Below are 25,279 nucleotides of genomic sequence, written 5' to 3' on the forward strand. Positions count from 1 at the left end.
CGCGATATGGGCGGTTTGGTAACGGGGCAAGGTCGGGAACACGAACAATGCGCATCGGTGTCCTCGCCGCGTCGAGCCGGACCAATCCCGCGGCAATTGCGAAGATGACCGCTTACGCGGCAACCGCGTTCCCGGAGGTCGAGCTCGTCTTCCACCCGCAATGCATGGAGATCGATGGCCATTTCGCTGGCTCCGACTTTCGCCGCGCGGGGGCGTTCCTCGAATACGCGAACGATTCCACATTCGACGCGATCTGGTTCCTCCGTGGTGGCTATGGTTCGAACCGCATCCTGGCGATGGTCATGCCGGAACTCGGCCGCGCCGCTCGGCACAAGACGTATCTCGGCTATTCCGACGTCGGCTTCCTGCTCGGCGCGCTCTACGCCCGGCGGATCGGCAGACCCGTGCACGGCCCGATGGTCAGCGACATCAACCGCCACGACGGCGCAGCTACGGTGGCGCGATCGCTCGGCTGGATGGTGCGCGGTGACAGGGCGGGGCTGGAGCCGGGACTGAACGGGCAACCGTCGGCGGCGTTCAACCTCAGCATCATCACCTCGCTGATCGGCACGCCGTGGCTGCCCGACCTGACCGATCACGTCTTGATCGTCGAGGAGGTGTCCGAGCCCATGTACGCAATCGACCGCATGCTCTTCAAAGTCGCCAACGCCACGCAGTTGAAGGGCATCGCGGGCCTGCGCCTCGGTGCGGTGACCGCGGTGCAGGAGAACGATCCGCCCTGGGGCGAGACGCTGGATTACATGATGGTGCGGTGGAGCCGCGACATGGGCGTGCCGTATCTCGGCCGCGCCGAGGTCGGCCACACACAGGCAAACCATGTCGTCCCGTTCGGGGTAGCGTGACGTTCGACGCCGGCTTGCCTATATAGGGTGTGCGACGGCATAAGCCGCGCCTCTTCCAACACCAGAAAGTCCTCCATGTCCGCCATGTTCCGAATCACGCTGCCCGACGGTTCCGTCCGCGAGGTTGCGCCCGGGACTACCCCCGCGGATGTCGCCGCCGCGATTGGGCCGGGCCTCGCCAAGGCGGCACTTGCCGCGCGCATCGACGGGCAGGTGCGCGATCTCAACCGACCGTTCGAGGGCGACACCGCGCTCGCGCTGGTGACCGCGCGCGACGAGGCCGATGCGCTCGAACTGGTCCGCCACGATCTTGCGCACGTTATGGCCGAAGCGGTCCAGCACCTCTTCCCCGGTACGCAGATCACCTTCGGTCCCGCGACGGACGATGGCTTCTACTACGACTTCGCGCCGAAGGATCGTCCGTTCACCGACGAGGACCTGCCCGCCATCGAAGCCGAGATGCGCGCAATCATCGCCCGGAACGAGCCGTTTCTGCGCGAGGTCTGGTCGCGGCAGCAGCTGATCGATCGTTGGACGCAGCAAGGCGAGAGCTTCAAGGCCGAATGGGCCGCCGAACTGCCCGAGGGCGAGGAGCTGACGATCTACCGCCAGGGCGAGTGGCTCGACATGTGCCGCGGGCCGCACATGGCCTCGACCGGCAAGCTCGACCCCGCCGCGTTCAAGCTGACGCGCGTGTCGGGCGCGTATTGGCGCGGCGATCAAAAGAACGCGATGCTCAGCCGCATCTACGGGACCGGCTGGCTCAACAAGAAGCAGCTCGACCAGCATCTTTTCCGTCTCGAGGAAGCCGCCAAGCGCGATCATCGGAAGATCGGCGCGGAGATGGACCTGTTCCACCTACAGTCCGAAGCGCAGGGCTCGGTGTTCTGGCATCCCAAGGGCTTCGTGCTCTGGCGCCAGATGGAGGCGTATATGCGCCGCCGTCTTGATGCTGCCGACTATGCCGAGGTCAAGACCCCGCAGCTGATGGACGCCAAGCAGTGGGAGCAGTCGGGCCACTGGGGTAAGTATCGCGAGAACATGTTCGTCGTGCCGGACGAGATCCCGAACGTCGAGGACGAGGGCGCAGTGTTGTCGGGCGAAGGCGACCTGATGGCGCTGAAACCGATGAACTGCCCCGCGCACGTGCTGATCTTCAAGCAGGGGATCAAGTCGTACCGCGACCTGCCGATCCGGATGGCCGAGTTCGGCTGCTGCCACCGCAACGAGCCGCACGGTGCGCTGCACGGCATCATGCGCGTCCGCCAGTTCACGCAGGACGACGCGCATATCTTCGTTCGCGAGGACCAGCTGGTCGAGGAAGTGCGCAAGTTCTGCGAGCTGCTCGACAGCGTCTACAAGGACCTCGGTTTCGACAATTACGCGGTAAAGCTCGCGTTGCGCCCCGAGAAGCGGTTCGGCGAAGATTCGATGTGGGACAAGGCCGAGGCGGAACTGCGCGAGGCAGTGATGCAGTCGGGCCTGAGCGACACGATCAAGGCGAACTTCGAGGAACTGCCGGGTGAGGGCGCGTTCTATGCTCCGAAGCTCGAATTCCACCTGACCGACGCGATCGGCCGGACGTGGCAGGTCGGCACGATCCAGTCGGACCGCGTGCTGCCCGAGCGACTCGATGCGTCGTACGTGGGCGCGGACGGCGAACGGCATCGCCCGGTCATGCTCCACCGCGCGATTCTCGGTACGTTCGAGCGCTTCATCGGCATCCTGATCGAGCATCATGCCGGCCGCTTCCCGCTTTGGCTCGCGCCGGTGCAGGCGGTCGTCGCGACGATCGTGTCGGATGCCGACGACTATGCGCTTGAGGTTGCGGCCAAGCTGAAGGCTGCCGGGATCCGCGTCGAGACCGATCTCCGCAACGAGAAGATCAACTACAAGGTGCGCGAGCATTCGCTGGCGAAGGTGCCGAACCTGCTGGTCGTTGGCAAGCGCGAGGCCGAGGAGGGCAAGGTCGCACTCCGCACGCTCGGCAGCCAGGCCCAGACCATCCTGACGCTCGACGAAGCGATCGCGCGTCTTGCGGACGAGGCACGCGCACCCGATATGTGACGTAGCCAATTGATCTTGGGAGGGCCGGCTTTCCGAGCGCGGGTTTCTGCGCTATAAGCCGGCCCAAATATTGTCAGAAACTTCAGGAGCAAACCCCATACGTCCTCCCACGATGCGCCGGCCGATGCAGACGCCCGCAATGAACGGCCCGCGATTCAACGAATTCATCCAGAGCCAGAAGGTCCGCGTGATCGATCACGAGGGCGAGAATCTGGGCGTGATGTACACGCGCGAAGCGATCGAGCAGGCAGCCGAGCACGGCCTCGACCTGGTCGAAGTGTCGCCTAACGCCGATCCGCCCGTCGCAAAGTTCCTCGATGTCGGCAAGTTCAAGTACGAGGCGCAGAAGAAGGCGAACCTCGCACGCAAGTCGCAGAAGACGCAGGAGATCAAGGAGATCAAGATGCGTCCGAACATCGACGATCATGACTACGACACGAAGATGAAGAAGGTGAACGATTTCATCGGCGAAGGCGACAAGGTCAAGATCACGCTGCGGTTCCGCGGTCGCGAACTTAGCCATGGCCAGCTCGGCATGAACCTGTTGAAACGCGTCCAGGACGACGTCGCGGAGATCGCCAAGATCGAGGCGTATCCGCGCATGGAAGGTCGCCAGATGCTGATGGTGCTCGCACCGAAGTAAGTGGCATGGCGGCTTTGGTTGCCACCACGAGATTTGAGGCTGGTCAGTCCTGACGGACTGGCCAGCCTTTTTTGTTTGTCGGTACTGGGCGTCTGGTTGCTTGCATCTAGCGCCGGAGTTCCGGCTCCTGTGAGATCGCGGCGGCCGTATGCATTGGTTCAAACGGGACGCGCGGGCCCTCCCTAATACCGGTGAGGCGGGATGCCAGATGCGCGACCTGAGAAGCCTCGTTCGATAGGTCGGAATTGGTCAAACTCCCTTTCCAAGTAGCCGAGGGATGGTTCGTATCCACGGCTGATGCTCAGAATGCAGCTCTATCTCCTGTCTTCCAGTCGAACCCAACACTCCGGGTCGCTCGGCCCCATGGTAACCAAGTTGCAATTTGAAACTAGGGTTTGGTGCCTGTCACTATGTGGCGGTTTGGAGACACAATGTTCAAAAATAGATTTCCGTATGCGGAAATCAGTAGACGCGAAGGTTGGAATATCTCTACCTAACGGCCAAACCATAAGTTCGAAAACATTCGAACACGTCAGGGAGAGAATGCCGATGCGTATGACCGCATATCTGTTGTCCGCCGTCGCGACTGCGGCCATCGTCACGCCGGCATTCGCGCAACAGGCAACGTCCACCGTCGAAGCGCAGGCGTCGCCCTCGCAGGGTACCGCCAACGCATCGGTTGCGGGCCAGACCAACGCTGCAACGGACGCCGACACCACGCGGGCGGCAAGTGCCAACGCCGGGATTCAGGGTAACGCCAGCGACATCGTCATCACCGCGACGCGCCGTTCCGAGCGTCTGTCGAACGTGCCAATCGCGGTTTCGGCAGTCGGTCAGGAAGCGCTGCAGAATTCGGGCGGCAGCGACATCCGCTCGCTCAACCAGCTCGCACCGTCGTTGCTGATCTCTTCAACCGGTAACGAGTCGAACGCGTCCGCGCGTATTCGCGGAATCGGTACGGTCGGCGACAATCCCGGCCTCGAAAGCTCGGTCGCGGTCTTTATCGACGGTGTCTATCGCAGCCGCACCGGCGTCGGTCTCAACGAACTGGGCGAGATCGACCGCGTCGAGGTTCTTCGCGGACCGCAGGGCACATTGTTCGGGCGCAACGCTTCTGCAGGTCTCATCAATATCATCACACGGTCGCCCGAGTTCGACTGGCATGGCAACGCCGAGGCGACTTACGGCAATTACGACCAGAAGCGGCTTGCAGGCGGCATCACCGGGCCGCTGATCGCCGACAAGCTCGCCTTCCGGGTCGACGGCGTCTACGTGAACCGCAACGGCTTCTACAAGAACGTCACGGCAGCCAACGGCAGCGAAAGCCGCGTCAACGACCGCGATCGGTATTTCGTCCGCGGCCAGTTGCTGTTCAAGCCGACCGATACCTTGAGCTTCCGCCTGATCGGCGACTATTCGCACCGCAAGGAAAGCTGCTGCGGCGCGGTCTATTACAACCAGGTCGAGACGACCGATCCCACGCCCACTGCGCCAGGAGTCGCGCCGTTCTTTCCCACGGTCAACACCGATGGCGCGGTCACGAACAACACGACGAACCGCATCGTCGACATCCTGCGTCGCCAGGGCGCAGTGTTCCCGCTGGCCGGCAACACGCCTGATCCGTTCAGCCGCGACGTCGCGATCACGCCCGGTCAGACCTTCCGGAATACCACCAAGGATTACGGCGGCTCGCTGCAAGCCGACTGGGATCTCGGTGGCGCGACGTTGACGTCGATCACCGCGTATCGCCAGTACAAGTCGGGCAATGCGGGCGATGTCGACTATACCAATGTCGATCTCACGCACCGCGCGGCGGATGGCAATGCCTACCGCCAGTTCAAGACCTTCACGCAGGAAGCGCGCCTCCAGGGTTCGCTGTTCAACGACAAGCTCGACTGGCTGGTCGGCGGCTTCTATTCGAACGAGAAGCTGAAGCTGGTCGATAACGTCGTCTTCGGCGCACAGTATGGTCAGTTTGCTGCCTGCCGCCTCGTTGCAAACGTTAGCCCTGCACTCGCCGCACTGGGACAGAATTCACCCGGGTGTTTGAACAGCACCGTTGCCCTTCCCGGCACGGGCTTGACCGCGCGTCAGACTGTTTCCGGAGCGTTTGGTGGGGCTGCCGGTGCCGGCGGCCTGATCACGTCGGCGCTTGACCGCCTCACCGGTGGGGTCGGTCTCGGTGGCGGGGTCAACAACGTCGGCGACTCCGGCTCGATCTACCGCCAGAAGAGCGAGAACTACGCGTTCTTTACGCACAACATCCTGCATCTGACCGACACGTTGTCGCTGACCGGCGGTCTTCGCTACACGCACGAAACGAAGAAGTTCAACGCGAAGTTCAACAACAACAACACGGTCTGCCCGATCCAGCAGGCGGCACTCGCGCCCCTCACGCAGTCGCAAAGCGGCGCCACGGCGTTCGCGCAGGGCATCGTGACCTTGACCTGCACCGGCAACTCCAGCCCGGCGTTGAACGCGCTGAACCTCAACGACAGCTTCGGCGATGGCGAGTTCACCGGCACGGCAGTCCTGTCGTGGAAGCCGTTCACCAAGCTGCTGACCTACGCGTCGTTCGCCAAGGGCTACAAGGCGGGCGGCTACAACCTCGACCGTTCGGATCTCGGCGGGGTAAACGGCGTGCTGACGCCGCGGACCAATGCCGATGCACCGGGCCTGCGCTTCAACGCCGAGAAGGTGAACAATTACGAACTCGGTGCGAAGTTCAACACGCGCGGCTTCACGTTCAATGTCGCCGCGTTCCGCGAGGAGTTCACCGACTTCCAGCTCAACACCTTCAACGGCTCGATCTTCGTCGTGCAGAACATCGAAGCGTGCAAGGACAGCCTAGGCGGCCTCGATAGCGACAACGGGTTCAATCCGGTCACTGGTGCGCAGACCGGAGGGTGCCCGACCAACCGTTCGAAGAAGCCGGGCGTGATCTCGCAGGGCGTCGAGCTGGAAGCGACGATGTCGCCGATCAAGCAGGTCACGTTCACGGCAGGCTATACCTATGCGGATACCCATTTCCGCAAGAACCTGATCGGCAGCTCGACCACCGGCGAGCCGCTCGACCGCGCACTCTTCCTGCTGCCGGGCAGCCAGTTGTCGAACGCCCCCAAGAACGTCGTCACGACGTCGTTCGCCTGGACGCCGGATCTCGGCTCGAACGGCATGTCGGGGCTGATCTATGTCGATAGCCGCCTGTCGTCGGACTATAATACCGGTTCCGATCTGGCGCCGGAGAAGAAGCAGGACGGCTTCGCCGTGGTGAATGCCCGCGTTGGCCTGCGCGGCAAGGACCAGGCTTGGGCGCTCGAGTTCTGGGCACAGAATGTGTTCAACAAGAACTACATCCAAGTCGCGTTCAACACGCCGTTCCAGGGTGCCGGGTCTTCGGCCAACGTCGCAGCCTATGGTGGCACCGGCAACGCGCTCTACTCGGCATTCCTCGCCGAGCCACGCACTTACGGCCTGACGCTGCGCTCGCGCTTCTGATCGGGTGATTGAATGAAAAGCCGGTCCGCAGTTCGCTGTGGGCCGGCTTTTCCGTGCTCGTGCTCCCTGAAAACCCCGGTTCTCCTGCGAACGCACGGGCCCAGGATTACAGGCGCTACGCTCTGTTACCCTGGGCTCCCGCCTTCGCGGGAGAACCGGAAGCGCGCTAAGCGGCCAGATCGATCTCTTCGCCTGCCGCCGCCGCCAGCAGACGCCGCTCCAGCGTCCTCAACCGCGCGGGCTGGGTGATCCGATCGCCGGTCAGGTCGGTGACGTAGAAGGTATCCACGGCCCGCTCGCCATAGGTCGCGACGTGCGCGGAGTGGATCGTCACCTTCGACTGGAACAGCGCATTGGCGAGTTGATTCAGCAGCGCCGGCCGATCGCGCGCGTTGACCTCGACCACGGTGAACCGGTTCGACGCCTTGTTGTCGACCAGCGCATTCGGCACGATATCGAACGCCTCCGCACGCGTGCGCGGCAGCGGTTTCGCGACGAGGCGGTCGGCAAGCTTGCCGCGGTTGGCGAGCGCGTCCTCGATTGCGGTCTTGAGGCGTGAAAGCTGCCCGGACTCGTCAAACGGCCGCCCGAACGGATCCTGCACGAGGAAGTTGTCCACGGCCATCCCGTCGCGCGTGGTATGGATGCGCGCGTCGATTATGTTGCCGCCGGCGACGTGGATCGCGCCTGCGATGCGGTAGAACAGCCCGGGATGATCGGCGGCGTAGATCGTCACCAATGTCGCCCCGCGACCGGGATAGACATGCGCGTCGATCGCGAGCTGCGCGTTGCCCGTGGTCGCCAGGAAGCGGGCGTTGTGCGCCAGCACGTCTTCGGGTTCGGCAATCCAATAGGCTTCGGGAAGCCGGTGAACGAGCGTCGCGAACGATTCCTCGCTCCAGCCTAGCGCGTCCCGCAGATGCTGCTGCTTGGCCGCGATCCGCTCGGCGCGACCCTTTTGCTTATGACCCAACCGAAGGACTTCCTCGGCCGATTCGTAGAGGTCGCCGAGCAACTGGCGTTTCCAGCCGTTCCACACGCCCGGTCCGACCGCGCGGATATCGACGATCGTCAGCGTGAGCAGCAGGCGAAGGCGCTCCGGGCTCTGCACCACGTCGCAGAAATCGAGGATCGTCTTGAAATCGCTGAGGTCGCGCTTGAACGCGGTGGCGGACATCAGCAGATGCCAGCGCACCAGCCACGCGACGGTCTCAGTTTCGGCGGGCGTTAGGCCGAAGCGAGGGCACAGACGCTGCGCCACCTCCGCCCCGAGAATCGAATGATCGCCGCCGCGGCCTTTGGCGATGTCGTGAAGCAAGACCGCAACGTACAGCGCGCGCCGCGACACGATCTGTTCGAAGATCGCACTGGCAAGCGGATGGTCCTCCTTCAGCGTGCCGTTCTCGATCCGCGCGAGCAGGCCGATGGCGCGGATCGTGTGTTCGTCGACGGTGTAGTGGTGATACATGTCGAACTGCATCTGCGCGACGACGCGCGCGAAATCGGGCACGAAGCGGCCGAACACCCCAGCCTCGTTCATCCAGCGGAGTACGAGTTCGGGATCGCGCGGCGAGGTCAGCACGTCGAGGAACAGCGCGTTCGCCGTCGGGCTGTTGCGGACGTCGTCGACCAGCTTGGCATCCCGCGCGGCGGCGCGCATCGCCAGCGGGTGGATCTCGACGCCGTGCTTGTCGGCGAGCTGGAAGATCTCGATCAGGCGTTCGGGATCGGCCCGGAAGAAGTCGTCATTCGGCAGCGCGAGCCGCCCGCGATCGAGCACGAAGCCGTTGAGTTTCCGCGGAGAGCGTCGAATCGTCGGCAATCCGAAACGCCGGCCCCGCGCCGCGAACTTCTCGTCGAGATGCGCGAGGAAGACGCCGCTGAGCGTGCCGACGGTCTTGGCCTGCAGGAAATAGAATTGCATGAAGCGCTCGACCTTCGACTTGCCGGGTCGGTCGGAGAACCGCATCCGGTCAGCGATCTCGCGTTGCAGGTCGAACGTCAGCCTATCCTCGGCGCGGCCGGTGATGCTGTGCAGGTGGCAGCGCACCGCCTGGAAGAAATTGTCGGCGCGGTGGAACAGCCGGTATTCGGCCTTGGTGAACAGGCCGACCTCGACCAGTTCGGCGGCGCGCTGGACGTCGTAGATGTATTTGCCGATCCAGAACAACGCGTGGAGATCGCGCAGGCCGCCCTTGCCCTCCTTGACGTTGGGTTCGACGACGTAGCGCGTGTCGCCCATCTTGCGGTGGCGTGCGTCGCGTTCGGCGAGCTTGTCGGCGATGAAGGTGCGCGCGGTGTCAGCCTGAACTTCTGTCTTGAAGCGGTGTGAGGCCTGTTCGTACAGATCGGTGTCGCCGCAGACGTAGCGTGCCTCGAGCAACGCGGTGCGGACGGTGACGTCGCTCTTGGCCTGGCGGACCATCTCGTCGAGCGAGCGGCTGGACTGGCCGAGCTTCAGCCCGAGATCCCACAGCGCGTAGAGCATCGACTCGATCACGCGCTCGGCCCAGGGCGTCTGCTTGCCGGGGGTGAGGAAGCCGATATCGACGTCCGAATGCGGCGCCATTTCCGCGCGGCCGTAACCGCCGACGGCGATCAGCGTGAGGCGTTCGCCCGAGGTGGGATTGGGTAAGGGGTAGAGCCGCTGCGTCGTGAAATCGAACAGGATGCGGAGCAGCGCGTCGATCAGATAGGCCTGCGCACTCGATGCTTCCAACCCGCGCGATGGGTGTTCGACGAGGCGACGTTCGACTTCTACCCGGCCTTTCTCCAGCGCTGCCTTCAGCAGCGTGGTCGCGTCGCGGCGGAGCGCGGTCGGGTCGACGCCTTCCAACGCGGCAATGGTTTCGGCGACGGCGCGGCGATCGATGATCGTGCGACGGTTGGGGAGGTGATCGAAGCGGCCGGACATGACGCCCAGATAGGGGCGCCGGGCGCGTGCGTCATCAGGATTGCGCAAATGCCCGCCGAAACGTAACCGGACGCGCGAGTGGAGGACGAAAATGAGCGAACCATTGCGCGTGGCCCTTGCGGGCCTGGGGACCGTTGGCGGCGGGGTGATCCGATTGCTGGATGCGAACCGCGAGTTGATTGCGAGACGGGCTGGGCGTGAGATCGAGATCGTCGCGGTGTCCGCGCGCGACCGCGGCAAGGATCGCGGCGTGGATCTGTCGCGGTTCGCGTGGGTCGACGATACGACCGCGCTGGCAAAGCAGCCGGGGGCGGATGTCGTGGTCGAGCTGATCGGGGGATCCGACGGACCGGCGCTGACGCTCGCGCGGAGCACGCTGGGGGCGGGGCGGAGTTTCGTCACCGCGAACAAGGCGATGATCGCGCACCACGGGCTCGAACTCGCGCAGGCAGCCGAAGGGGCAGGCGTCGCGCTGAAGTTCGAGGCCGCGGTCGCGGGCGGCATCCCGGTCATCAAGGGCCTGCGTGAAGGCGCCGCGGCGAACGAGATCGCGCGTGTTTATGGGATCCTGAACGGTACCTGCAATTTCATACTTTCGAAGATGGAATCTGAAGGTCGTGATTTTGCCGAGGTGCTGGCGGAAGCGCAGGCGCTTGGGTTTGCGGAATCAGATCCGAGCTTCGACATCGACGGCGTCGATGCGGCGCACAAGCTGTCGATCCTGGCGGCGGTCGCGTTCGGGACGCAGCCGGCGTTCGACGACGTTGCGATCAGCGGTATCCGGCATCTGCTGGGTGCGGACATCGCCGAGGCGGCGGCTTTGGGGTATCGCGTGCGACTGCTCGGGCTGGCGGAGGCGGGCGCGGACGGGCTGTTCCAGCGCGTGCATCCGCATCTGGTGCCGATCGATCATCCGCTCGCCCACGTCACCGGATCGCTCAACGCGGTCGTGGCGGAGGGCAATTTCGTCGGTCGCCTGCTGTTCCAAGGCGCGGGCGCGGGCGACGGCCCGACTGCGAGCGCGGTAGTGGCCGACCTGATCGACATCGCGCGCGGCGAGTTCGGCCCGCCGTTCGCGATGCCGGTCGTCTCGCTTACGGCGGCACCCAAGGCGGACAGCGGCGAGCGGCGGGGGCGTGCGTATCTGCGCTTCACTGTGGCGGACCGGGTCGGGGTGCTGGCGGAGATCGCTGCGGCGATGCGGGATGCGGGCGTGTCGATCGAGAGCCTGATCCAGCGCGGGGCGATCGCCGATGGCAGCGTGCTGGTGGCGATCGTCACGCATGAGAGCCCGGAACGCTCGATCGCCCAGGCGTTGGAGAAGCTGCGGGGGTCGCAGAGCCTCGTGGGGCAGCCGATGTGGATGCATATTCTGGATTGAGGAAGCGGGATTGAGCGGGGCTCGGCAACCTTAGTGGCACCGCCCCGCTCATCGGCGACCACCCCGGCGAAGGCCGGGGCCCAATTGGAGAGGTCGCAGTAATGATACGCGCGGTTCGTTAGCGCCGTCCCCCAATTGGGCCCCGGCCTTCGTCGGGGTGGTGGACAGCAAAGCTACCCCCCCCTTGTTCTCCCACAAAGACCGAAGTCTAGGCTGGGTCCCCGCCTTCGCGGGGAAACAAGGGAAGGGCGATCGTGCGTGCTGAAGACATGAGCCGCGCTACCTTATTCCACCAACTCATTCGCCTAGTTCACTGAGCCAACGGGGCCATCGAGGTCGATCGGCACGCGGCCGGTTTTGTCGGGTTTTTTCGCCAGCGCGCTCTTGATCAATCCTACCGCAGCCTTCGCGATCGGGGCGATGGGTGGACCGAAGCCGACCTGGCATCCTCCCTGTCGGGCGGCGCACGGTGTATCCGACAACTCCAGCGCGCGGACGGCGGTGAGGTTGGGGTTGGAGGCAACCGCGTGGTCGGGCGGGCCGCGATCATCGCGCATCGGTAGGCGAGGGGTCGTCATCGCGGACTTGCCGCAGACGACGACCTCGTTGCCGTCCCGCGTCTGCGTGGCGCACGGATCGACGAGGATCGAGAAACGCTCGGGCACGGGCGGTGCCGCGGGCGCAGCGGTGGTGGCAGACGCTTGGAGCAGCGCAGACAGGATTATGGCGAGCATGGTCAAATCCCTACGGCGCGGGCTTGCGGAACGACGTGCCGCCTTCGCCGCCGACCGTCATCGTGACACCCACCATCCCGCCGCCAACCTGGAATGGACTGAGATCGCCAAGCGGGGAGGTGCGATTGAGAAGGCGGGTGCGCTCGTTGCGGACGCTCTCATGCTTGGGGTCGCCCGGTTCATGGACGACGAGCGGCACTCGGAACCGGTCAGCGGTGCGCATACCGCAGACGGTAATGTCGGTCTCGTCCGCGCTCTGGATACACGGTTGTTCGGCGGCCATACGGGCCCTAGCAGTTGCCATCAGCGGGTCTTCGATCAGTATCGACAGCAGCATCGCGAGCATCGGCGCCTCCCGTACAGACACGCAGACTGGCCGCGATCGCCGGGGAGGGCAAGCGTCATTGCTCGATCTTGGCGACCCCGAGCCGGGGAATGTCGATCGCCGGGCAGCGGTCCATCACGACTTGGAGGCCGGCGGCTTCGGCGCGTGCCGCGGCCTCTTCGTTGACCACGCCGAGCTGCATCCAGACGGCCTTCGCACCTGCTGCAATCGCCTGATCGACCGCTTCGCCGGCTGCGGCCGAGTTGCGGAAGATGTCGACGATGTCGATCGGGTCGCCGAGTTGCGACAGGTCTCGGAAGACGAACTCCCCATGGACATGCTCGCCGGTAATCTGCGGATTGACCGGGATCACGCGGTAGCCGTGCGTCTGGAGCTTGGCCATCACGCCGTAGGAAGGACGATCGGGGCGGTCGGAGGCGCCGATCATGGCGATCGTGCGCGCGTTTTCGAGCAGCGTCTTGATATCGGCATCGGCGGTCAACGGCATCGATGCCTCCTGCAAGAAGAAACCTGGTCCGCTCGTACCGCGACTCTACGCGTCGGGTACGACCGGTAATCACACAACGTGGATCAGGCCTGCGGGTTTCACAGTTTTCCCAGCCATGCGACGACCTGAGCCGCGATCGGCATGAAAATCATATCGTCCGGGTTCGAGGCGGGCGGCGTGCCGGCATCGGACGCGGTGCGGATCGAGATCGTCAGCGGGACGCGGCCGAGGAACGGGATGCCGAGTTCGCGCGCCGCCGCCTCTGCCCCACCATTGCCGAACGGGTCCGACGCCTCGCCGCAATGCGGGCAGATATAGCCGGCCATGTTCTCGACGAGGCCGATGATCGGGATGCCGGCCTTTTCGAACAGGTCGATCGCGCGGCGGGCGTCGATCAGCGCGAGATCCTGCGGGGTCGAGACGATCACCGCGCCTGCGGGGCGGTATTTCTGGACCATCGTCAGCTGGACGTCGCCGGTGCCGGGGGGGAGATCGAGCACCAGCGTATCGGTCACGCCCCAGTCCGCCTCGACCAGCTGGCCGAGCGCCCCCGCCGCCATCGGCCCGCGCCACGCGATCGCCTTGCCCGGCTCGACAAGCTGGCCCATCGACAATAGCGGTACGCCGTACGGGGTGGGGACGGGGTCGAGCACCTTGTCCTTCGCGGTCGGTCGCGTGCCCTCGACGTTCATCAGGCGTGGCTGCGACGGGCCGTAGATATCGGCGTCGACCAGCCCGACGCGGCGCCCCGCACGCGACATCGCGATGGCGAGATTGGCAGCGAGCGTGGATTTGCCGACGCCACCCTTGCCGCTGGCGACCGCGATCAGCCGGCGGGTCGAGCGTTCCGCGGTCACCGCGATCCGCACCTCAGACACACCGGGTTGCGTCGCGGCCATCCGCACGGTTGCCTCCAGCGCATCGCGTGCCTGCGGGTCGAGCCCGGTCGCATCGATGATGATGCCCGCTCGCGTCCCTTCCATCCGGACGGTCGCCCGCTTGCCCGCTACCGCAGCAACCGCCGCCTTTACGCCTTCGATGTCGATCATCCGCGCCAGATAGGACCGCTAAGGCCGCTTGGCACTGTTTTTCCGCCAGCGCACACCTATAAAGGTTGGTATGACGATCTTCTCGCGCTGGTTCCGGCGCCCCGATATCCTCGCCACCGAAACACCGAAAGGCCCTTGGGGCGGCTCGGGCGACGACGGTAACAGCGGCCCGCGTAATCCCTGGGCGCAACCTCCAGGTGGCCGCAAGCCTGCCGCCAAGCCGACCGCGCTCGACGAGTTCCTGCGTAAAGCGCGCGGCTCGGGCGGCGGCGGTGGCGGCACGGGCGGCTTCGGCGGCCTGCCCTCGGGCGCTAACGCCCGCGGACTCTGGGCGATCGGCGTCGCGATCATCGCGGTCGTCTGGATCCTGTTCACATCGGTCCACCAGATCGGTCCCCAGCAACGCGGCGTCGTCACCTATTTCGGTAAATACGCCGGCACGCTCGATTCGGGCGTTCGCCTGACGATGCCCGCGCCGATCGCCGACGTGACGGTGGTGGACGTGCAGAAAATCCGCACGGACAATTTTCCCGTCGGTGACGGCGAGAACCTGACGCTGACCGGCGACCAGAACATCATCGACCTGGCGTATTCGGTCCGTTGGGACATTTCGGATCCACGCGATTACGTGTTCCAGCTTGCCGAGCCGAACGACACTGTTCGTGCCGCTGCCGAGAGCGCGATGCGTGCGGTGGTGGCTACGACGACGCTGGACCAGGCAATCGGTACGGGGCGCACGGTGATCGAGCAGCGCGTCGCCGAACTTACGCAGCAGATCCTCAACGACTACAAGTCGGGCGTGCGTATTCAGGGCGTCGCGATCAAGCAGGCTGCGGCGCCTGCGCGGATCGTCGAGGACTTCAACGCGGTCACTGCCGCGCAGCAGGAGGCGATCGCCAACCTCAACCAGTCGCGCTCTTACGCGCAGCAGGTCGTGGCGCGCGCGCAGGGCGAGGCCGCGTCGTTCGACAAGGTCTACGAGCAGTATAAGCTTGCGCCGGAAGTGACGCGTCGCCGCATGTATTACGAGACGATGGAGGCGGTGCTCGCCAAGAGCGACAAGACGATCGTCGAGACGCCGGGTGGGGTGGTGCCGTATCTGCCGCTGTCGAACGCCAAGCGTCTGCCGAACCCCGAGGCTGTCCAGTCGACACCAGCGCCTGCTGCGGCGGCTGCTGCCCCCCAGCCTGGAGCTGCCCAGTGAACGCCGTGAGTTTCCGCAACCCGATCGTCGCCGGGATCATCGCGCTATTGCTCGTGATCCTCGCCGCATCGACGTTCGCGATCGTGCCCGAGACCAAGCAGGCGGTGATTCTGCGCTTCGGCCAGCCGATCCGCACCGTCAACGCGTGGCAGCCGAACACGCCGTTCGGCCAGACCGGCGCCGGCCTGATCGCGCGTATCCCGTTCGTCGACCGCATCGTCTGGATCGACAAGCGGGTGCAGGATCTGGAACTCGACAACACGCTGGTGCTGTCGACCGACCAGCTCCGGCTCGAGGTCGACGCCTATGCGCGCTACCGGATCGTCGATCCGCGCAAGATGCGCAATGCGGTCGGCAGCGAGGACCGGATTCCGGATCAGCTTCGTCCGATCCTCGGGTCTGCGCTGCGTAACGAACTCGGCAAGCGGCGCTTCGTCGAATTGCTGAGCCCGGAGCGGTCCGAGTTGATGGACAACATCCAGAAGGGTCTCCAGCGCGTCGCCAGCCAATACGGTGTCGAGATCGTCGATGTCCGTATTAAGCAGGCGAATCTTCCCGTCGGCCTGCCACTCGAAAGCGCGCTCAAGCGTATGTCGAGCGCGCGCCAGCAAGAGGCGATCACGATCCGTGCCGAGGGTCAGAAGCAGGCGCAGATCGTCCGTGCGCAGGCGGATGCGGATTCCGCGAAAATCTACGCCGAGAGCTTCGGCAAGGACGCTGATTTTTACGACTTTTACCGTGCGATGCAGTCGTACCGGCACACGTTCGGTGCCGACGGTGGCCCGGCACCGGAAGGATCGACTTCGATCATTCTGTCGCCGAACAACAGTTACCTGAGGGAATTCGAGGGCCGCGGGCGTTGAGCCTGCGGAACCTTTGAACGCCGAGCCATATTCAAGACCATATTCAAGCATCATTCAGGACGGCGTCCCTACGGGGTACCTGTTTCGATTGATGAAACGAGAGGACAACATCTAGTGCGTTACGCCTACGCCATTACCAGTGCTCTTCTCCTCGGCGGTGCGACCGCGACGCTCGCGCTTCAGCCGAGCGGCGCGCAGGTCGCGCAGAACGAACCCGGCGCGATCCAGGCCGTCTCGCCGAAGCCCGGCGCGCCGATGAGTTTCGCCGACATGGTCGCTCGGCTCCAGCCTGCGGTCGTCAACATCTCGACCAAGCAGACGATCGTCCAGAAGCAGCAGGCCAATCCGTTCGCGGGCACGCCGTTCGGCGACCTGTTCGGCGGCATGGGCGGCGGCGGCCAGGGTGGTGCGCCGGTGAAGCGCGAAGGCGCCTCGCTCGGTTCGGGCTTCCTGATCTCGCCGGACGGCTATGTCGTCACGAACAACCACGTGATCTCGCCAGGTGCGCAGGGTGCGACGGTCGATTCGATCACCGTCACGCTCAGCGACAAGAAGGAATATGTCGCCAAGGTCATCGGCAAGGATCAGGAATCGGATCTCGCACTGCTGAAGATCGACGCGGCCAACCTGCCGTTCGTGAAGTTCGGTGATTCGAACGGTGCGCGCGTCGGTGACTGGGTCGTCGCGATCGGCGAGCCGTTCGGCCTCGGCGGCACCGTGACCGCGGGCATCGTCTCGGCGATCAACCGCGTCACCGGTCAGGGCGGTGCGTATGACCGCTTCATCCAGACCGACGCGTCGATCAACCAGGGCAATTCCGGCGGCCCGATGTTCGATCTCAACGGCAACGTGATCGGCGTGAACTCGCAGATCTTCAGCCAGTCGGGTGGCAATATCGGTATAGGCTTCGCGATCCCCGCGGCCGTAGCCAAGCCGATCATCGCTACCTTCATGAAGGGCGGTACGATCGAGCGCGGCTATATCGGCGTCCAGCTCCAGCCGGGCGGCACGATCAACGAGGATACCGCCGCGGCGCTCGGCATCGCCAAGAACCAGGGCGAGTTGATCAACGACGTGACGGCCGGCGGCCCGGCGGCGAAGGCCGGCGTGCGCGCGGGCGACGTCGTGACCAAGGTCAACGGTCAGGCCGTGACGGTCGACCAGTCGTTGTCCTATCTCGTTTCGAACGTGAAGCCGGGTGCGACGGCTCGCCTCGACATCCTGCGCAACGGAAAGCCGGTGGTCGCCAATGTGGTCGTCGTACCACGCCCTAGCGCGGACAAGCTGGCGGCGGTGGTCGGCGGTGATGCCCAGGGCTTCGGCAGCGACGACGGCGATGACGGCGACGATTCGGCTACTCCCGCTGCACCGACCGCGGGCGCGGCGCTCGGCATCGGCGTACAGCCGCTGACCCCGGCGATCGCGCAGGCGGTTGGCGTCGAAGCCAGCACGCAGGGCGTCGTCATCGCCGTGGTCGCGCAGACCAGCGATGCGTATGGCAAGCTCAAGCGCGGCGACGTCATCATCTCGGTCAACGGCACGCCCGTCCGCACTGCGGTCGACGTCCAGAACGCGGTCAACACGGCGAAGGCGGCAGGCCGTCCGCAGGTGTTGTTGCAGGTGAAGCGCGGCCGTAGCCCCGCAACGTTCCTGCCGGTCAAGATTAAGTAATCCACGACCGACCCGACTGATTGAGAAGGACCGTCGCTCCCCTGAGCGGCGGTCCTTTTTCTTTATGGCGCGCGGGGTTAGGGTCCGCGCCGGATACAGAGGACGAGACCCATGACCGACGGCATCTTCATCGGCGCCAGCGTGGACGGCAAGCCGCAGACGCTGGAATTGAAGCGCGCCAACCGCCACGGCCTGATCGCAGGCGCGACCGGCACCGGCAAGACCGTGACGCTGCAGGGAATCATCGAGGGCTTCTCGGCGAACGGCGTGCCGTGCTTTGTCGCCGACGTGAAGGGCGACCTGTCCGGGCTCGCGATGGCAGGATCGCCGACCGCGAAGACGCATGCGAGTTTCGCCGAGCGTGCCAAGGCGATCGGTGACGATAGCTGGGCCTATGCAGACAATCCCGTGCAGTTCTGGGACTTGTTCGGGGAGCAGGGCCATCCGATCCGCACCACGATCAGCGAGATGGGACCGCTTCTGCTGTCGCGGCTGATGGACCTGAACGAGGTCCAGGAGGGCGTGCTGACGATCGCCTTCCACGTCGCCGATAAAGAGGGGCTGCTGCTGATCGACCTCGACGATCTGCAGGCGATGCTGACCGAATGCGCGGGGAGGGCGGACGAGCTGACGGTGAAGTACGGCAACGTCTCGAAGCAGTCGATCGGCGCGATCCAGCGGTCGTTGCTCCAGTTGCGCACGCAGGGTGCGGAGAATTTCTTCGGCGAGCCGGCGCTGGAGATGAACGACTTCATCGGCGTCGACGACAAGGGGCGGGGGATCGTCAACATCCTCGCCGCCGACAAGCTGATGTCCTCGCCGAAACTGTATGCGACGTTCCTGCTGTGGCTGATGAGCGAACTGTTCGAGCACCTTCCCGAGGTCGGCGATCCCGACAAGCCGGTGCTGTGCTTCTTTTTCGACGAGGCGCATCTGCTGTTCGACGAAGCCCCGAAAGCGCTGTTGAAAAAGATCGAACAGGTCGTCCGCCTGATCCGCTCGAAGGGCGTCGGCGTGTATTTCATCACGCAGAACCCGATCGACATTCCCGACACGGTCGCGGGACAGCTTGGCAACCGGGTGCAGCATGCGCTGCGCGCGTTCACCCCGCGGGATCAGGCGGCGGTGCGCTCGGCGGCGGAGACGTTCCGGGCGAACCCGGGCGTCGACGTCGCGACGATCATTACCGAGTTGAAGGTCGGCGAGGCGCTGGTGTCGCTGCTTCAGGCGGATGGCGCGCCGACCCCGGTCGAACGCACGCTGATCAAGCCGCCCGCCTCGCGGGTTGGCCCGATCACGCTGGCCGAGCGCAAGGTGATGATCGAGACCGATGCGGTAGGCGCGAAATACGACACGCTCGTCGACCGCGAGTCGGCGGAGGAGTTGCTGGCGGCAAAGACGCTGGAGGCGAGCGCTGCTGCCGCCGAGGCGAAGGCGACGACCGAGGCGGAGAAGGCCGCGGCGGCGCAGGCGAAGCTTGATGCCAAGGCCGCGAAAGAAGCGGAACGCTCTCGCATTGCGGACCAACGCGAGGCGGACCGCCAGCAGCGCGAGGCTGACCGCGAGACGGCGAACTCGCCCTGGACGAATATGGCATCGTCGGCGACACGCGCGGCAAGTTCGTCGATCGGCCGGCAGGTGGCGAACGAGATCGGCAAGCAGGTGTTCGGGACGAAGTCGCGGCGGTCGTCGTCGAGCGGCGGTCTGGTCGGTACGGTGCTGCGCGGGGTTTTAGGCGGCCTCTTCCGGGGGTAGACTGCCCACATGATAAGGGGCCGAGCCGCCCCCAAACCAACATGCCACCCCGGCGAAGGCCGGGGCCCAATTGGGGAACGGAGGTAACGTCGGACGGCGCTCCGTTACATCGACCTTTCCAATTGGGCCCCGGCCTCCGCCGGGCTGGAAGCTAGTTTTCAAGGAGTCAGACATGTCCCTCGATTTCGAATCTGTCACCGACTGGACCGCCGTAGGCGAAGACAGTCTCGACGACGCGATCACACTCCGGCGCGCGATCCACGCCGATCCCGAGGTCGGGCTCCATTGCCCGCGCACCTCGGACAAGGTGAAGGCTGCGCTCGCCGGCCTCCCTCTGGAAATCCGCGAAGGCACCTCGACCACCGGCTTCGTCGCGATCCTCCGCGGCGGTCGCGCAGGCAATGCCGGCGGGAACGGTCGCACCGTGCTGCTGCGCGGCGACATGGACGCGCTGCCGATGCAGGAGGAGACGGGCCTGCCCTTCGCCTCCAAGATCGACGGCGCGATGCATGCCTGCGGCCATGATTCGCACACCGCGATGCTGGTCGGCGCGGCCAAGGCGCTCTGCGCCCGTCGTGACGAACTGCCCGGCACGGTCGTCTTCATGTTCCAGCCTGGCGAAGAGGGGCATCACGGCGCGCGCCACATGATCGCCGACGGCCTGCTCGATGCGCCGCTGCCCGAGGCCGGGTTCGCGCTCCACATCTCGCCCAACATGCCGATGGGTCATGTCGTCAGCCGCGCGGGCACGCTGATGGCGTCGACCGATACGCTGCGGGCGACGATCACCGGTCGCGGGGGGCACGCCGCTATGCCGCACGACTGCCTCGATCCGCTGCCGATCGCCTGCGAGATCGTCACGGCGCTCCAGACTTATGTCGCTCGTCAGGTGGCGGTCACCGACCCCGCGGTGCTGTCGATCACCAAGCTCAACGCCGGCAGCGCGCACAACGTCATCCCGTCGACGGTCGAGATGCTCGGCACGATGCGGACGCTGTCGGAGCGGACTCGCGAGCAGGTCCGCGCGGCGTTCATCCGCATGGTCGAGGGCATCGCCGCCGCGCACGGCGCGGTCGGTACGCCGACGATCGAGGAAGGCTATCCGGTCACGGTCAACGACGAGCGTGCGACCGATCTGATGAAGGCGTGCGCGACCGCGATCGGTGGCGAGGGCGCGTATCAGGTGATGCCGCCGATGATGGGCGCGGAGGACTTCTCGTACGTGCTCCAGAAGCTTCCCGGCGCGATGGCGTTCATTGGTGCGGCGCCCGAGGGTAGCGATCCGCGTACCAACCCGCCCCTGCACAACACGAAGATGACGATCGACGAACGCGTGATGGCGCACGGGATCGCGATGCACTGCGCGGTGGCGGAGCGCTTCCTGGCGAACGGGTTCGACTAAGAGCACCTGCTGCTCCCCTCCCTAGAAGGGAGGGGCAAGGGGTGGGTCGGCGTCTGCAGATCCAGACGTTGATGGCTCGAACCGGCCGACCCACCCCCGACCCCTCCCTTTCAGGGAGGGGAGCAGAAGCTCAGTCTCTCGGCCGCGTTGTCTCGGCGTAGTTCGCCACCGCCGCCGCGGCCGCCTGGATCAATTTCTGGCGTTCGGGCATCGGTCGGATGGTATCGCCGATCATCACCGCGATCCCATATCGATGTCCATCGGGGGCGGTGAGGAGGCCGACGTCGTTGAAGCCGGCGTTGCGGCGGCCGAGGTCTTGGCCGGTGCCGGTCTTGTGCGCGATCTCCCAGCCGCCGGGCAGCGCCGCGCGCAAGCGAGCGCGGCCGGTTACCGAACGACCCATCGTGTCGAGCAGGATCTTGGTCGAGGTCTCCGACAACAGGTCGCCCTTCGCCAGCCGGGCAATCGCGTCCGCGATCGCGATCGGCGCGGCGCCGTCGGGTGGATTGCGGACATACGCGTTCAGCGCAGCCTCACGGACGGCGGGCGACAGCCGGTTGCGCGCCGTCATGAAGCCCCCATTGACCGCGTAGGACGGTTGCCAGACCAGCCCTGCCGTATCGCTCTGCAAACGCCGCTCGCCCGGCCCGAACCGGATCGCGCCGAGTTGTTTGCGCGCGATCATCGACCGTACCGCGGACGGTCCACCGACACGCGTGAGCAACCGGTCGTTCGCGGTATTGTCGCTGTGCGTCAGCGCGCGCGTCAGCAGCTCGCCGACCGTCGTCCGGTAGCCGTCGCCCTTGACCAGCATCGCGATCGGCTGGTGGAACAGCGTCAGATCTTGCGGCCGCACGACGATCGGCTCGTCGAGGCGGATCTTGCCCTGGTCGCGCAGGTCCATCACGGTCATCGCGACCCAGAGCTTGCTGACCGATTGCTGCGGCAGCAACTGCCGCCCGCCGGCCTCGACCGTCCAGCCATCGTCGACCGCGCGTATCGCGATGCCAGCCTTGCCCTGGAACCCACTTTGCAGTTCGGAGATCGCGTTGACGAGACCGGCGGGCGCGGGTCGCGGCGTACGCGGCAGGGGCGGCGGCACCGGGATCGACACGAATCCCTCGGACTGATGCACCGGGGAGACGGCGGGCGGGGTCGGCCGCGACGCCGATCCGCATCCGGCGAGCACCGAGCCGAACAGGGCGGTTGCCAGAAGACGCTTGAACGCACTCGCCGATGTCATGATGGATTGAACGTCCTGCACTGAAGCATCGACCCTTATCCGTTGATGGGCCACGCGAAACAGCACTCTTCCGACACTGCGACGAAGCGCGCGCGGGGCGCGCCGAATCGTGGTCGCGTCAGGGAACGAGAACCGTATCGACTGCGTCCGGCAACGTGTCAGGATAATCGAGCGTGAAATGCAGCCCGCGGCTCTCGTGCCGGTGCAGCGCGGATCGCACGATCAGCTCGGCAGTCTGGAGCAGGTTGCGCAGTTCGATCAGGTCGGGCGTGACGCGGAAATGCTGGTAATATTCCGCAACCTCGTCGTTGAGCAGTTCGATGCGGTGCTTGGCGCGTTCGAGCCGCTTGGTGGTGCGGACGATGCCGACGTAGTTCCACATGAAGCGGCGAATTTCGGTCCAGGTCTGCTTGATCACGACCTCTTCGTCGGAATCGGTGACGCGGCTTTCGTCCCAGGGGCGGATTGGCGGGGGCGGGGGCAGTGAGTCCCACGCGGCTGCGATGCTGTCCGCCGCTGCCTCGCCGAACACGAAGCATTCGAGCAGCGAGTTGGACGCGAGCCGGTTGGCGCCGTGCAGGCCGGATTCAGTGCATTCTCCGGCTGCGTAGAGGCCGGGAAGATCGGTCTTGCCGTGTTCGTCGATCACGATGCCGCCGCAGGTATAGTGCTGTGCGGGGACGACCGGGATCGGCTGCGTGGTCATGTCGATGCCGACTGTCAGCAGCTTCTCGTGGATGTTCGGGAAGTGATGCCGAATGAACTCGGGCGGCATGTGGCTGATGTCGAGATGGACGTAGTCGAGTCCGTATCGCTTGATCTCGGCGTCGATCGCGCGCGCGACGATATCGCGGGGGGCGAGTTCCATCCGCGCGGGGTCGTAATAGGTCATGAAGCGCTTGCCGGTCGACGGGTTGATCAACCGGCCGCCTTCGCCGCGGACCGCCTCGGTGATCAGGAAATTCTTGACCTCCAGATTGTAGAGGCAGGTCGGGTGGAACTGCATCATCTCCATGTTGGAGACACGGGCGCCCGCGCGCCATGCCATCGCAATGCCGTCGCCGGTCGCGCCGCGGGGGGCGGTCGAGAACAGGTAGGTGCGGCCTGCGCCGCCGGTCGCGAGGATCGTCGCGCGCGCGGTGTAGAGCGCGACGCGCTCGGTCTTGCGGTCGACCGCGTAGACGCCCCAGACGTTGCCCGAGCCCGAATAGCGTTCCTCGTGGCGGCCGGTGGCGAGGTCGATCGCGATCTGATCTGGGACGAGTGTGATGTTCGGATGTGCTTCGGCAGCCTTCTGCAAGGCTTCCTGCACCGCCCAGCCGGTCGCGTCGGCGACGTGGACGATGCGGCGGTGGCTGTGGCCACCCTCGCGGGTCAGGTGGAGCGCGTTGCCCTCGGTCTCGAACGGCACGCCGAGATGCGTCAGGCGCTCGATCGCGGCGGGGGCGCCTTCGACGACCATCTCGACGATCGCGCGGTCGTTGAGGCCTGCGCCGGCGACCATCGTGTCCTCGACATGGTTCTCGAACGTGTCGCCGGGTTCGAGCACCGCGGCGATCCCGCCCTGCGCCCAGGCGGTCGAGCCTTCGTTGAGCGCGCCCTTCGCCAGCACGGTGACCTTGAACCGGTCGGCAAGGTTGAGCGCTGCGGTTAGACCTGCGGCGCCCGAGCCGACGATCAGGATGTCGCTCGTCATGCGTTGGCGGCGCGAGTCAGGCTGAGGAAGACGTCCTCGAGATCGGGTTCCTTGGTCGAGACGTCGACGATGCCGAAGCCGCTGCCTTGGATCGCGGCGAGGACTTCGCCGGCGTTCACGCGGTCCTTCTTGTAGGTGATTTCAAGGGTGCGCGTGCCCTTGAGCGTGATCTTCTGGAAGCAGGCGTTGGCGGGGATGTCGGTCACGTCGCGATCGACGGTGACGGCGACGATCTTCTCCTGCGCCTTGCCGACCAGCTCGCGGGTCGGTTCGTTGGCGATGAGCCGGCCGTTGTTGATGATCGCGATCCGGTCGCAGAGTTCTTCGGCTTCCTCGAGATAATGCGTGGTGAGGACGACCGTCACGCCGGCCTGGTTGAGGCTGCGGACATAGGTCCAGAGTTGCTGGCGCAGTTCGATGTCGACGCCCGCGGTCGGCTCGTCGAGGACGAGGACGGGGGGCGAGTGGACCATCGCTTTCGCCACCATCAGGCGACGCTTCATCCCGCCCGACAGCGTGCGGGCGTACGCGTGCGCCTTGTCCTCGAGATGGACCGCACGGAGCAGTTCCATCGTTCGGCGCTTTGCCTTCGGGACGCCGTAGAGGCCGGCCTGGATTTCGAGCGTTTCGAACGGCGAGAAGAAGGGGTCGAACAGGATCTCCTGGTTGACGATCCCGATCGATGCCTTGGCGTTGCGCGGGTGCTCGTCAATGTCGAACCCCCAGATCGCGGCGCTGCCGTCGGTCTTGTTGACCAGCCCGGCGAGGATGTTGATCAGCGTGGACTTGCCTGCGCCGTTGGGGCCTAGCAGCCCGAAGATCTGGCCGCGCGGGACGTCGAACGTCACATCGTCGAGCGCGCGCTTGGGCGGGGCGGTGCCGACGGGCGCGTAGGTCTTGCTGAGGTTTTTGATTGCGATCGCAGCTTCGGTCATGGCTGCGGCATAGCGGGGCGGGCGGGGCTGGTCATCCCCTCGGGCGTTGCAAAGAAGATTTGTTCACGCGAAGGCGCGGAGACGCGGAGGTGTTGCGCTTGTCGCGTAGCGACCGCTCGATCACCTACCTGCGGAACAGATCATGATGTCTCCTGAGCGATGGGCTGGATGCAACGCCTCCACGTCTCCGCGCCTCCGCGCCTCCGCGTGAACCCATTCTTCCTTCTTGCCCACGCCGAAGAACCAATTGCCCGGCCGGCGCGCGCTTGCTATCGCCACCTCATGCATCCGCCGCTCGAAACCACCCGCGTCACCCACGCCCGCGTCGCCTGCGACGGGGCCACCGACATTCCCGGCGGCGCAGCGCTCGGCCATCCGCGTGTCTGGTTGCAGATTGACGATACCGGCTATGTCGATTGCGGCTATTGCGACCGCCGCTTCATCCTCGTCGGCGGCGCTGCCGATGGCGCGGACCAGTCGACTTTGCGCGATCACGGGGATGGCGCAGGGCGCTAAGCCGCTTATATC

19 protein-coding genes are annotated in these 25,279 nt (G+C 65.3%); 11 read left to right on the forward strand and 8 right to left on the reverse strand.

Annotation, left to right across the window (positions count from 1 at the left end; all coding sequences use genetic code 11):
• Window positions 1–47: 47 nt before the first annotated feature.
• The 4 genes from C8J42_RS06035 (at window position 48) to C8J42_RS06050 (ending at window position 7,071) form a co-directional block, all read left to right on the forward strand.
• Complete coding sequence (locus C8J42_RS06035; RefSeq protein WP_133019314.1) at window positions 48–863, forward strand: LD-carboxypeptidase; 816 nt, start codon at window positions 48–50, stop codon at window positions 861–863.
• A 75-nt stretch (window positions 864–938) separates the two neighbouring features.
• Window positions 939–2,930, forward strand: coding sequence for a threonine--tRNA ligase (gene thrS, locus C8J42_RS06040; protein ID WP_133019315.1), 1,992 nt, complete (start codon window positions 939–941; stop codon window positions 2,928–2,930).
• A 112-nt stretch (window positions 2,931–3,042) separates the two neighbouring features.
• Window positions 3,043–3,573, forward strand: a complete 531-nt coding sequence (gene infC / locus C8J42_RS06045) for a translation initiation factor IF-3 (RefSeq protein ID WP_031396176.1) — start codon at window positions 3,043–3,045, stop codon at window positions 3,571–3,573.
• Between the two features lie 549 nt (window positions 3,574–4,122).
• Window positions 4,123–7,071 (forward strand): TonB-dependent receptor, encoded by a 2,949-nt coding sequence (locus C8J42_RS06050; RefSeq protein WP_133019316.1) that lies wholly within the window; start codon window positions 4,123–4,125, stop codon window positions 7,069–7,071.
• A gap of 166 nt (window positions 7,072–7,237) precedes the next feature.
• Here C8J42_RS06050 and C8J42_RS06055 read toward each other — a convergent pair whose 3' ends face one another.
• Window positions 7,238–9,985 (reverse strand): [protein-PII] uridylyltransferase, encoded by a 2,748-nt coding sequence (locus C8J42_RS06055; protein ID WP_133019317.1) that lies wholly within the window; start codon window positions 9,983–9,985, stop codon window positions 7,238–7,240.
• A 91-nt stretch (window positions 9,986–10,076) separates the two neighbouring features.
• Between C8J42_RS06055 and C8J42_RS06060 the strand changes: the two genes are divergently transcribed.
• The gene (locus tag C8J42_RS06060) at window positions 10,077–11,366 is read left to right on the forward strand and encodes a homoserine dehydrogenase (protein WP_056489170.1); all 1,290 of its coding nucleotides are present in this window, start codon (window positions 10,077–10,079) and stop codon (window positions 11,364–11,366) included.
• A gap of 305 nt (window positions 11,367–11,671) precedes the next feature.
• Here the strand turns inward: C8J42_RS06060 and C8J42_RS06065 are convergent, their stop codons facing one another.
• From C8J42_RS06065 to C8J42_RS06080, 4 genes are all read right to left on the reverse strand, one after another.
• Window positions 11,672–12,100: a hypothetical protein gene (locus C8J42_RS06065; protein WP_133019318.1), complete on the reverse strand. Its 429-nt coding sequence runs from the start codon at window positions 12,098–12,100 to the stop codon at window positions 11,672–11,674.
• Between the two features lie 10 nt (window positions 12,101–12,110).
• Window positions 12,111–12,446: a hypothetical protein gene (locus C8J42_RS06070; protein ID WP_133019319.1), complete on the reverse strand. Its 336-nt coding sequence runs from the start codon at window positions 12,444–12,446 to the stop codon at window positions 12,111–12,113.
• Window positions 12,447–12,501: 55 nt separating this feature from the next.
• A complete protein-coding gene (locus C8J42_RS06075; protein WP_133019320.1) occupies window positions 12,502–12,933 on the reverse strand; it encodes a CoA-binding protein in 432 nt (143 codons plus the stop codon).
• 98 nt (window positions 12,934–13,031) lie between these two features.
• Window positions 13,032–13,982, reverse strand: coding sequence for an Mrp/NBP35 family ATP-binding protein (locus C8J42_RS06080; protein WP_133019321.1), 951 nt, complete (start codon window positions 13,980–13,982; stop codon window positions 13,032–13,034).
• Between the two features lie 70 nt (window positions 13,983–14,052).
• Here C8J42_RS06080 and C8J42_RS06085 point away from each other — a divergent pair, with 70 nt between their 5' ends.
• The 5 genes from C8J42_RS06085 to C8J42_RS06105 all read left to right on the forward strand — a co-directional run bounded on the left by C8J42_RS06085 (window position 14,053) and on the right by C8J42_RS06105 (window position 20,877).
• Complete coding sequence (locus tag C8J42_RS06085) at window positions 14,053–15,186, forward strand: protease modulator HflK (protein WP_133019322.1); 1,134 nt, start codon at window positions 14,053–14,055, stop codon at window positions 15,184–15,186.
• Entirely contained in the window at window positions 15,183–16,049 is an 867-nt protein-coding gene (locus tag C8J42_RS06090; protein ID WP_235518904.1) for a protease modulator HflC, read from the forward strand. Before C8J42_RS06085 ends, C8J42_RS06090 begins: the two co-directional genes overlap by 4 nt.
• Before the next feature lie 114 nt (window positions 16,050–16,163).
• Window positions 16,164–17,720 carry a Do family serine endopeptidase gene (locus C8J42_RS06095; RefSeq protein WP_133019323.1) on the forward strand — a complete coding sequence of 519 codons (1,557 nt, stop codon included), beginning with the start codon at window positions 16,164–16,166 and terminating at the stop codon, window positions 17,718–17,720.
• 111 nt (window positions 17,721–17,831) lie between these two features.
• On the forward strand, window positions 17,832–19,475 hold the full coding sequence (locus C8J42_RS06100) for a helicase HerA-like domain-containing protein (protein WP_133019324.1): 1,644 nt from the start codon (window positions 17,832–17,834) through the stop codon (window positions 19,473–19,475).
• Window positions 19,476–19,647: 172 nt separating this feature from the next.
• Complete coding sequence (locus C8J42_RS06105) at window positions 19,648–20,877, forward strand: M20 family metallopeptidase (protein ID WP_133019325.1); 1,230 nt, start codon at window positions 19,648–19,650, stop codon at window positions 20,875–20,877.
• Window positions 20,878–21,007: 130 nt separating this feature from the next.
• Here the strand turns inward: C8J42_RS06105 and C8J42_RS06110 are convergent, their stop codons facing one another.
• The 3 genes from C8J42_RS06110 to C8J42_RS06120 all read right to left on the reverse strand — a co-directional run bounded on the left by C8J42_RS06110 (window position 21,008) and on the right by C8J42_RS06120 (window position 24,751).
• Window positions 21,008–22,120 carry a serine hydrolase gene (locus C8J42_RS06110; RefSeq protein ID WP_133019326.1) on the reverse strand — a complete coding sequence of 371 codons (1,113 nt, stop codon included), beginning with the start codon at window positions 22,118–22,120 and terminating at the stop codon, window positions 21,008–21,010.
• A 118-nt stretch (window positions 22,121–22,238) separates the two neighbouring features.
• Entirely contained in the window at window positions 22,239–23,816 is a 1,578-nt protein-coding gene (gene nadB, locus C8J42_RS06115; RefSeq protein ID WP_133019327.1) for an L-aspartate oxidase, read from the reverse strand.
• On the reverse strand, window positions 23,813–24,751 hold the full coding sequence (locus C8J42_RS06120; protein ID WP_133019328.1) for an ABC transporter ATP-binding protein: 939 nt from the start codon (window positions 24,749–24,751) through the stop codon (window positions 23,813–23,815). The genes nadB and C8J42_RS06120 overlap by 4 nt, the downstream gene beginning before the upstream one ends.
• 282 nt (window positions 24,752–25,033) lie before the next feature.
• Here C8J42_RS06120 and C8J42_RS06125 point away from each other — a divergent pair, with 282 nt between their 5' ends.
• Window positions 25,034–25,267, forward strand: a complete 234-nt coding sequence (locus C8J42_RS06125; RefSeq protein WP_133019329.1) for a zinc-finger domain-containing protein — start codon at window positions 25,034–25,036, stop codon at window positions 25,265–25,267.
• The last annotated feature ends 12 nt before the right edge of the window (window positions 25,268–25,279 follow it).

Origin of the sequence: Sphingomonas sp. PP-CE-1A-559 (genome assembly GCF_004340965.1) — a bacterium.
In the GTDB taxonomy this organism is placed as follows: domain Bacteria; phylum Pseudomonadota; class Alphaproteobacteria; order Sphingomonadales; family Sphingomonadaceae; genus Sphingomonas.

Coding starts and splice junctions, on each gene's coding strand:
- C8J42_RS06060 (WP_056489170.1), top strand. CDS start 10,077: ATGAGCGAACCATTGCGCGTGGCCCTTGCGGGCCTGGGGACCGTTGGC.
- nadB (WP_133019327.1), bottom strand. CDS start 23,816: ATGACGAGCGACATCCTGATCGTCGGCTCGGGCGCCGCAGGTCTAACC.
- C8J42_RS06055 (WP_133019317.1), bottom strand. CDS start 9,985: ATGTCCGGCCGCTTCGATCACCTCCCCAACCGTCGCACGATCATCGAT.
- C8J42_RS06070 (WP_133019319.1), bottom strand. CDS start 12,446: ATGCTCGCGATGCTGCTGTCGATACTGATCGAAGACCCGCTGATGGCA.
- C8J42_RS06100 (WP_133019324.1), top strand. CDS start 17,832: ATGACCGACGGCATCTTCATCGGCGCCAGCGTGGACGGCAAGCCGCAG.
- C8J42_RS06125 (WP_133019329.1), top strand. CDS start 25,034: ATGCATCCGCCGCTCGAAACCACCCGCGTCACCCACGCCCGCGTCGCC.
- C8J42_RS06075 (WP_133019320.1), bottom strand. CDS start 12,933: ATGCCGTTGACCGCCGATGCCGATATCAAGACGCTGCTCGAAAACGCG.
- C8J42_RS06065 (WP_133019318.1), bottom strand. CDS start 12,100: ATGCTCGCCATAATCCTGTCTGCGCTGCTCCAAGCGTCTGCCACCACC.
- C8J42_RS06050 (WP_133019316.1), top strand. CDS start 4,123: ATGCGTATGACCGCATATCTGTTGTCCGCCGTCGCGACTGCGGCCATC.
- infC (WP_031396176.1), top strand. CDS start 3,043: ATGCGCCGGCCGATGCAGACGCCCGCAATGAACGGCCCGCGATTCAAC.
- C8J42_RS06105 (WP_133019325.1), top strand. CDS start 19,648: ATGTCCCTCGATTTCGAATCTGTCACCGACTGGACCGCCGTAGGCGAA.
- C8J42_RS06110 (WP_133019326.1), bottom strand. CDS start 22,120: ATGACATCGGCGAGTGCGTTCAAGCGTCTTCTGGCAACCGCCCTGTTC.
- C8J42_RS06080 (WP_133019321.1), bottom strand. CDS start 13,982: ATGATCGACATCGAAGGCGTAAAGGCGGCGGTTGCTGCGGTAGCGGGC.
- C8J42_RS06085 (WP_133019322.1), top strand. CDS start 14,053: ATGACGATCTTCTCGCGCTGGTTCCGGCGCCCCGATATCCTCGCCACC.
- thrS (WP_133019315.1), top strand. CDS start 939: ATGTCCGCCATGTTCCGAATCACGCTGCCCGACGGTTCCGTCCGCGAG.
- C8J42_RS06035 (WP_133019314.1), top strand. CDS start 48: ATGCGCATCGGTGTCCTCGCCGCGTCGAGCCGGACCAATCCCGCGGCA.
- C8J42_RS06120 (WP_133019328.1), bottom strand. CDS start 24,751: ATGACCGAAGCTGCGATCGCAATCAAAAACCTCAGCAAGACCTACGCG.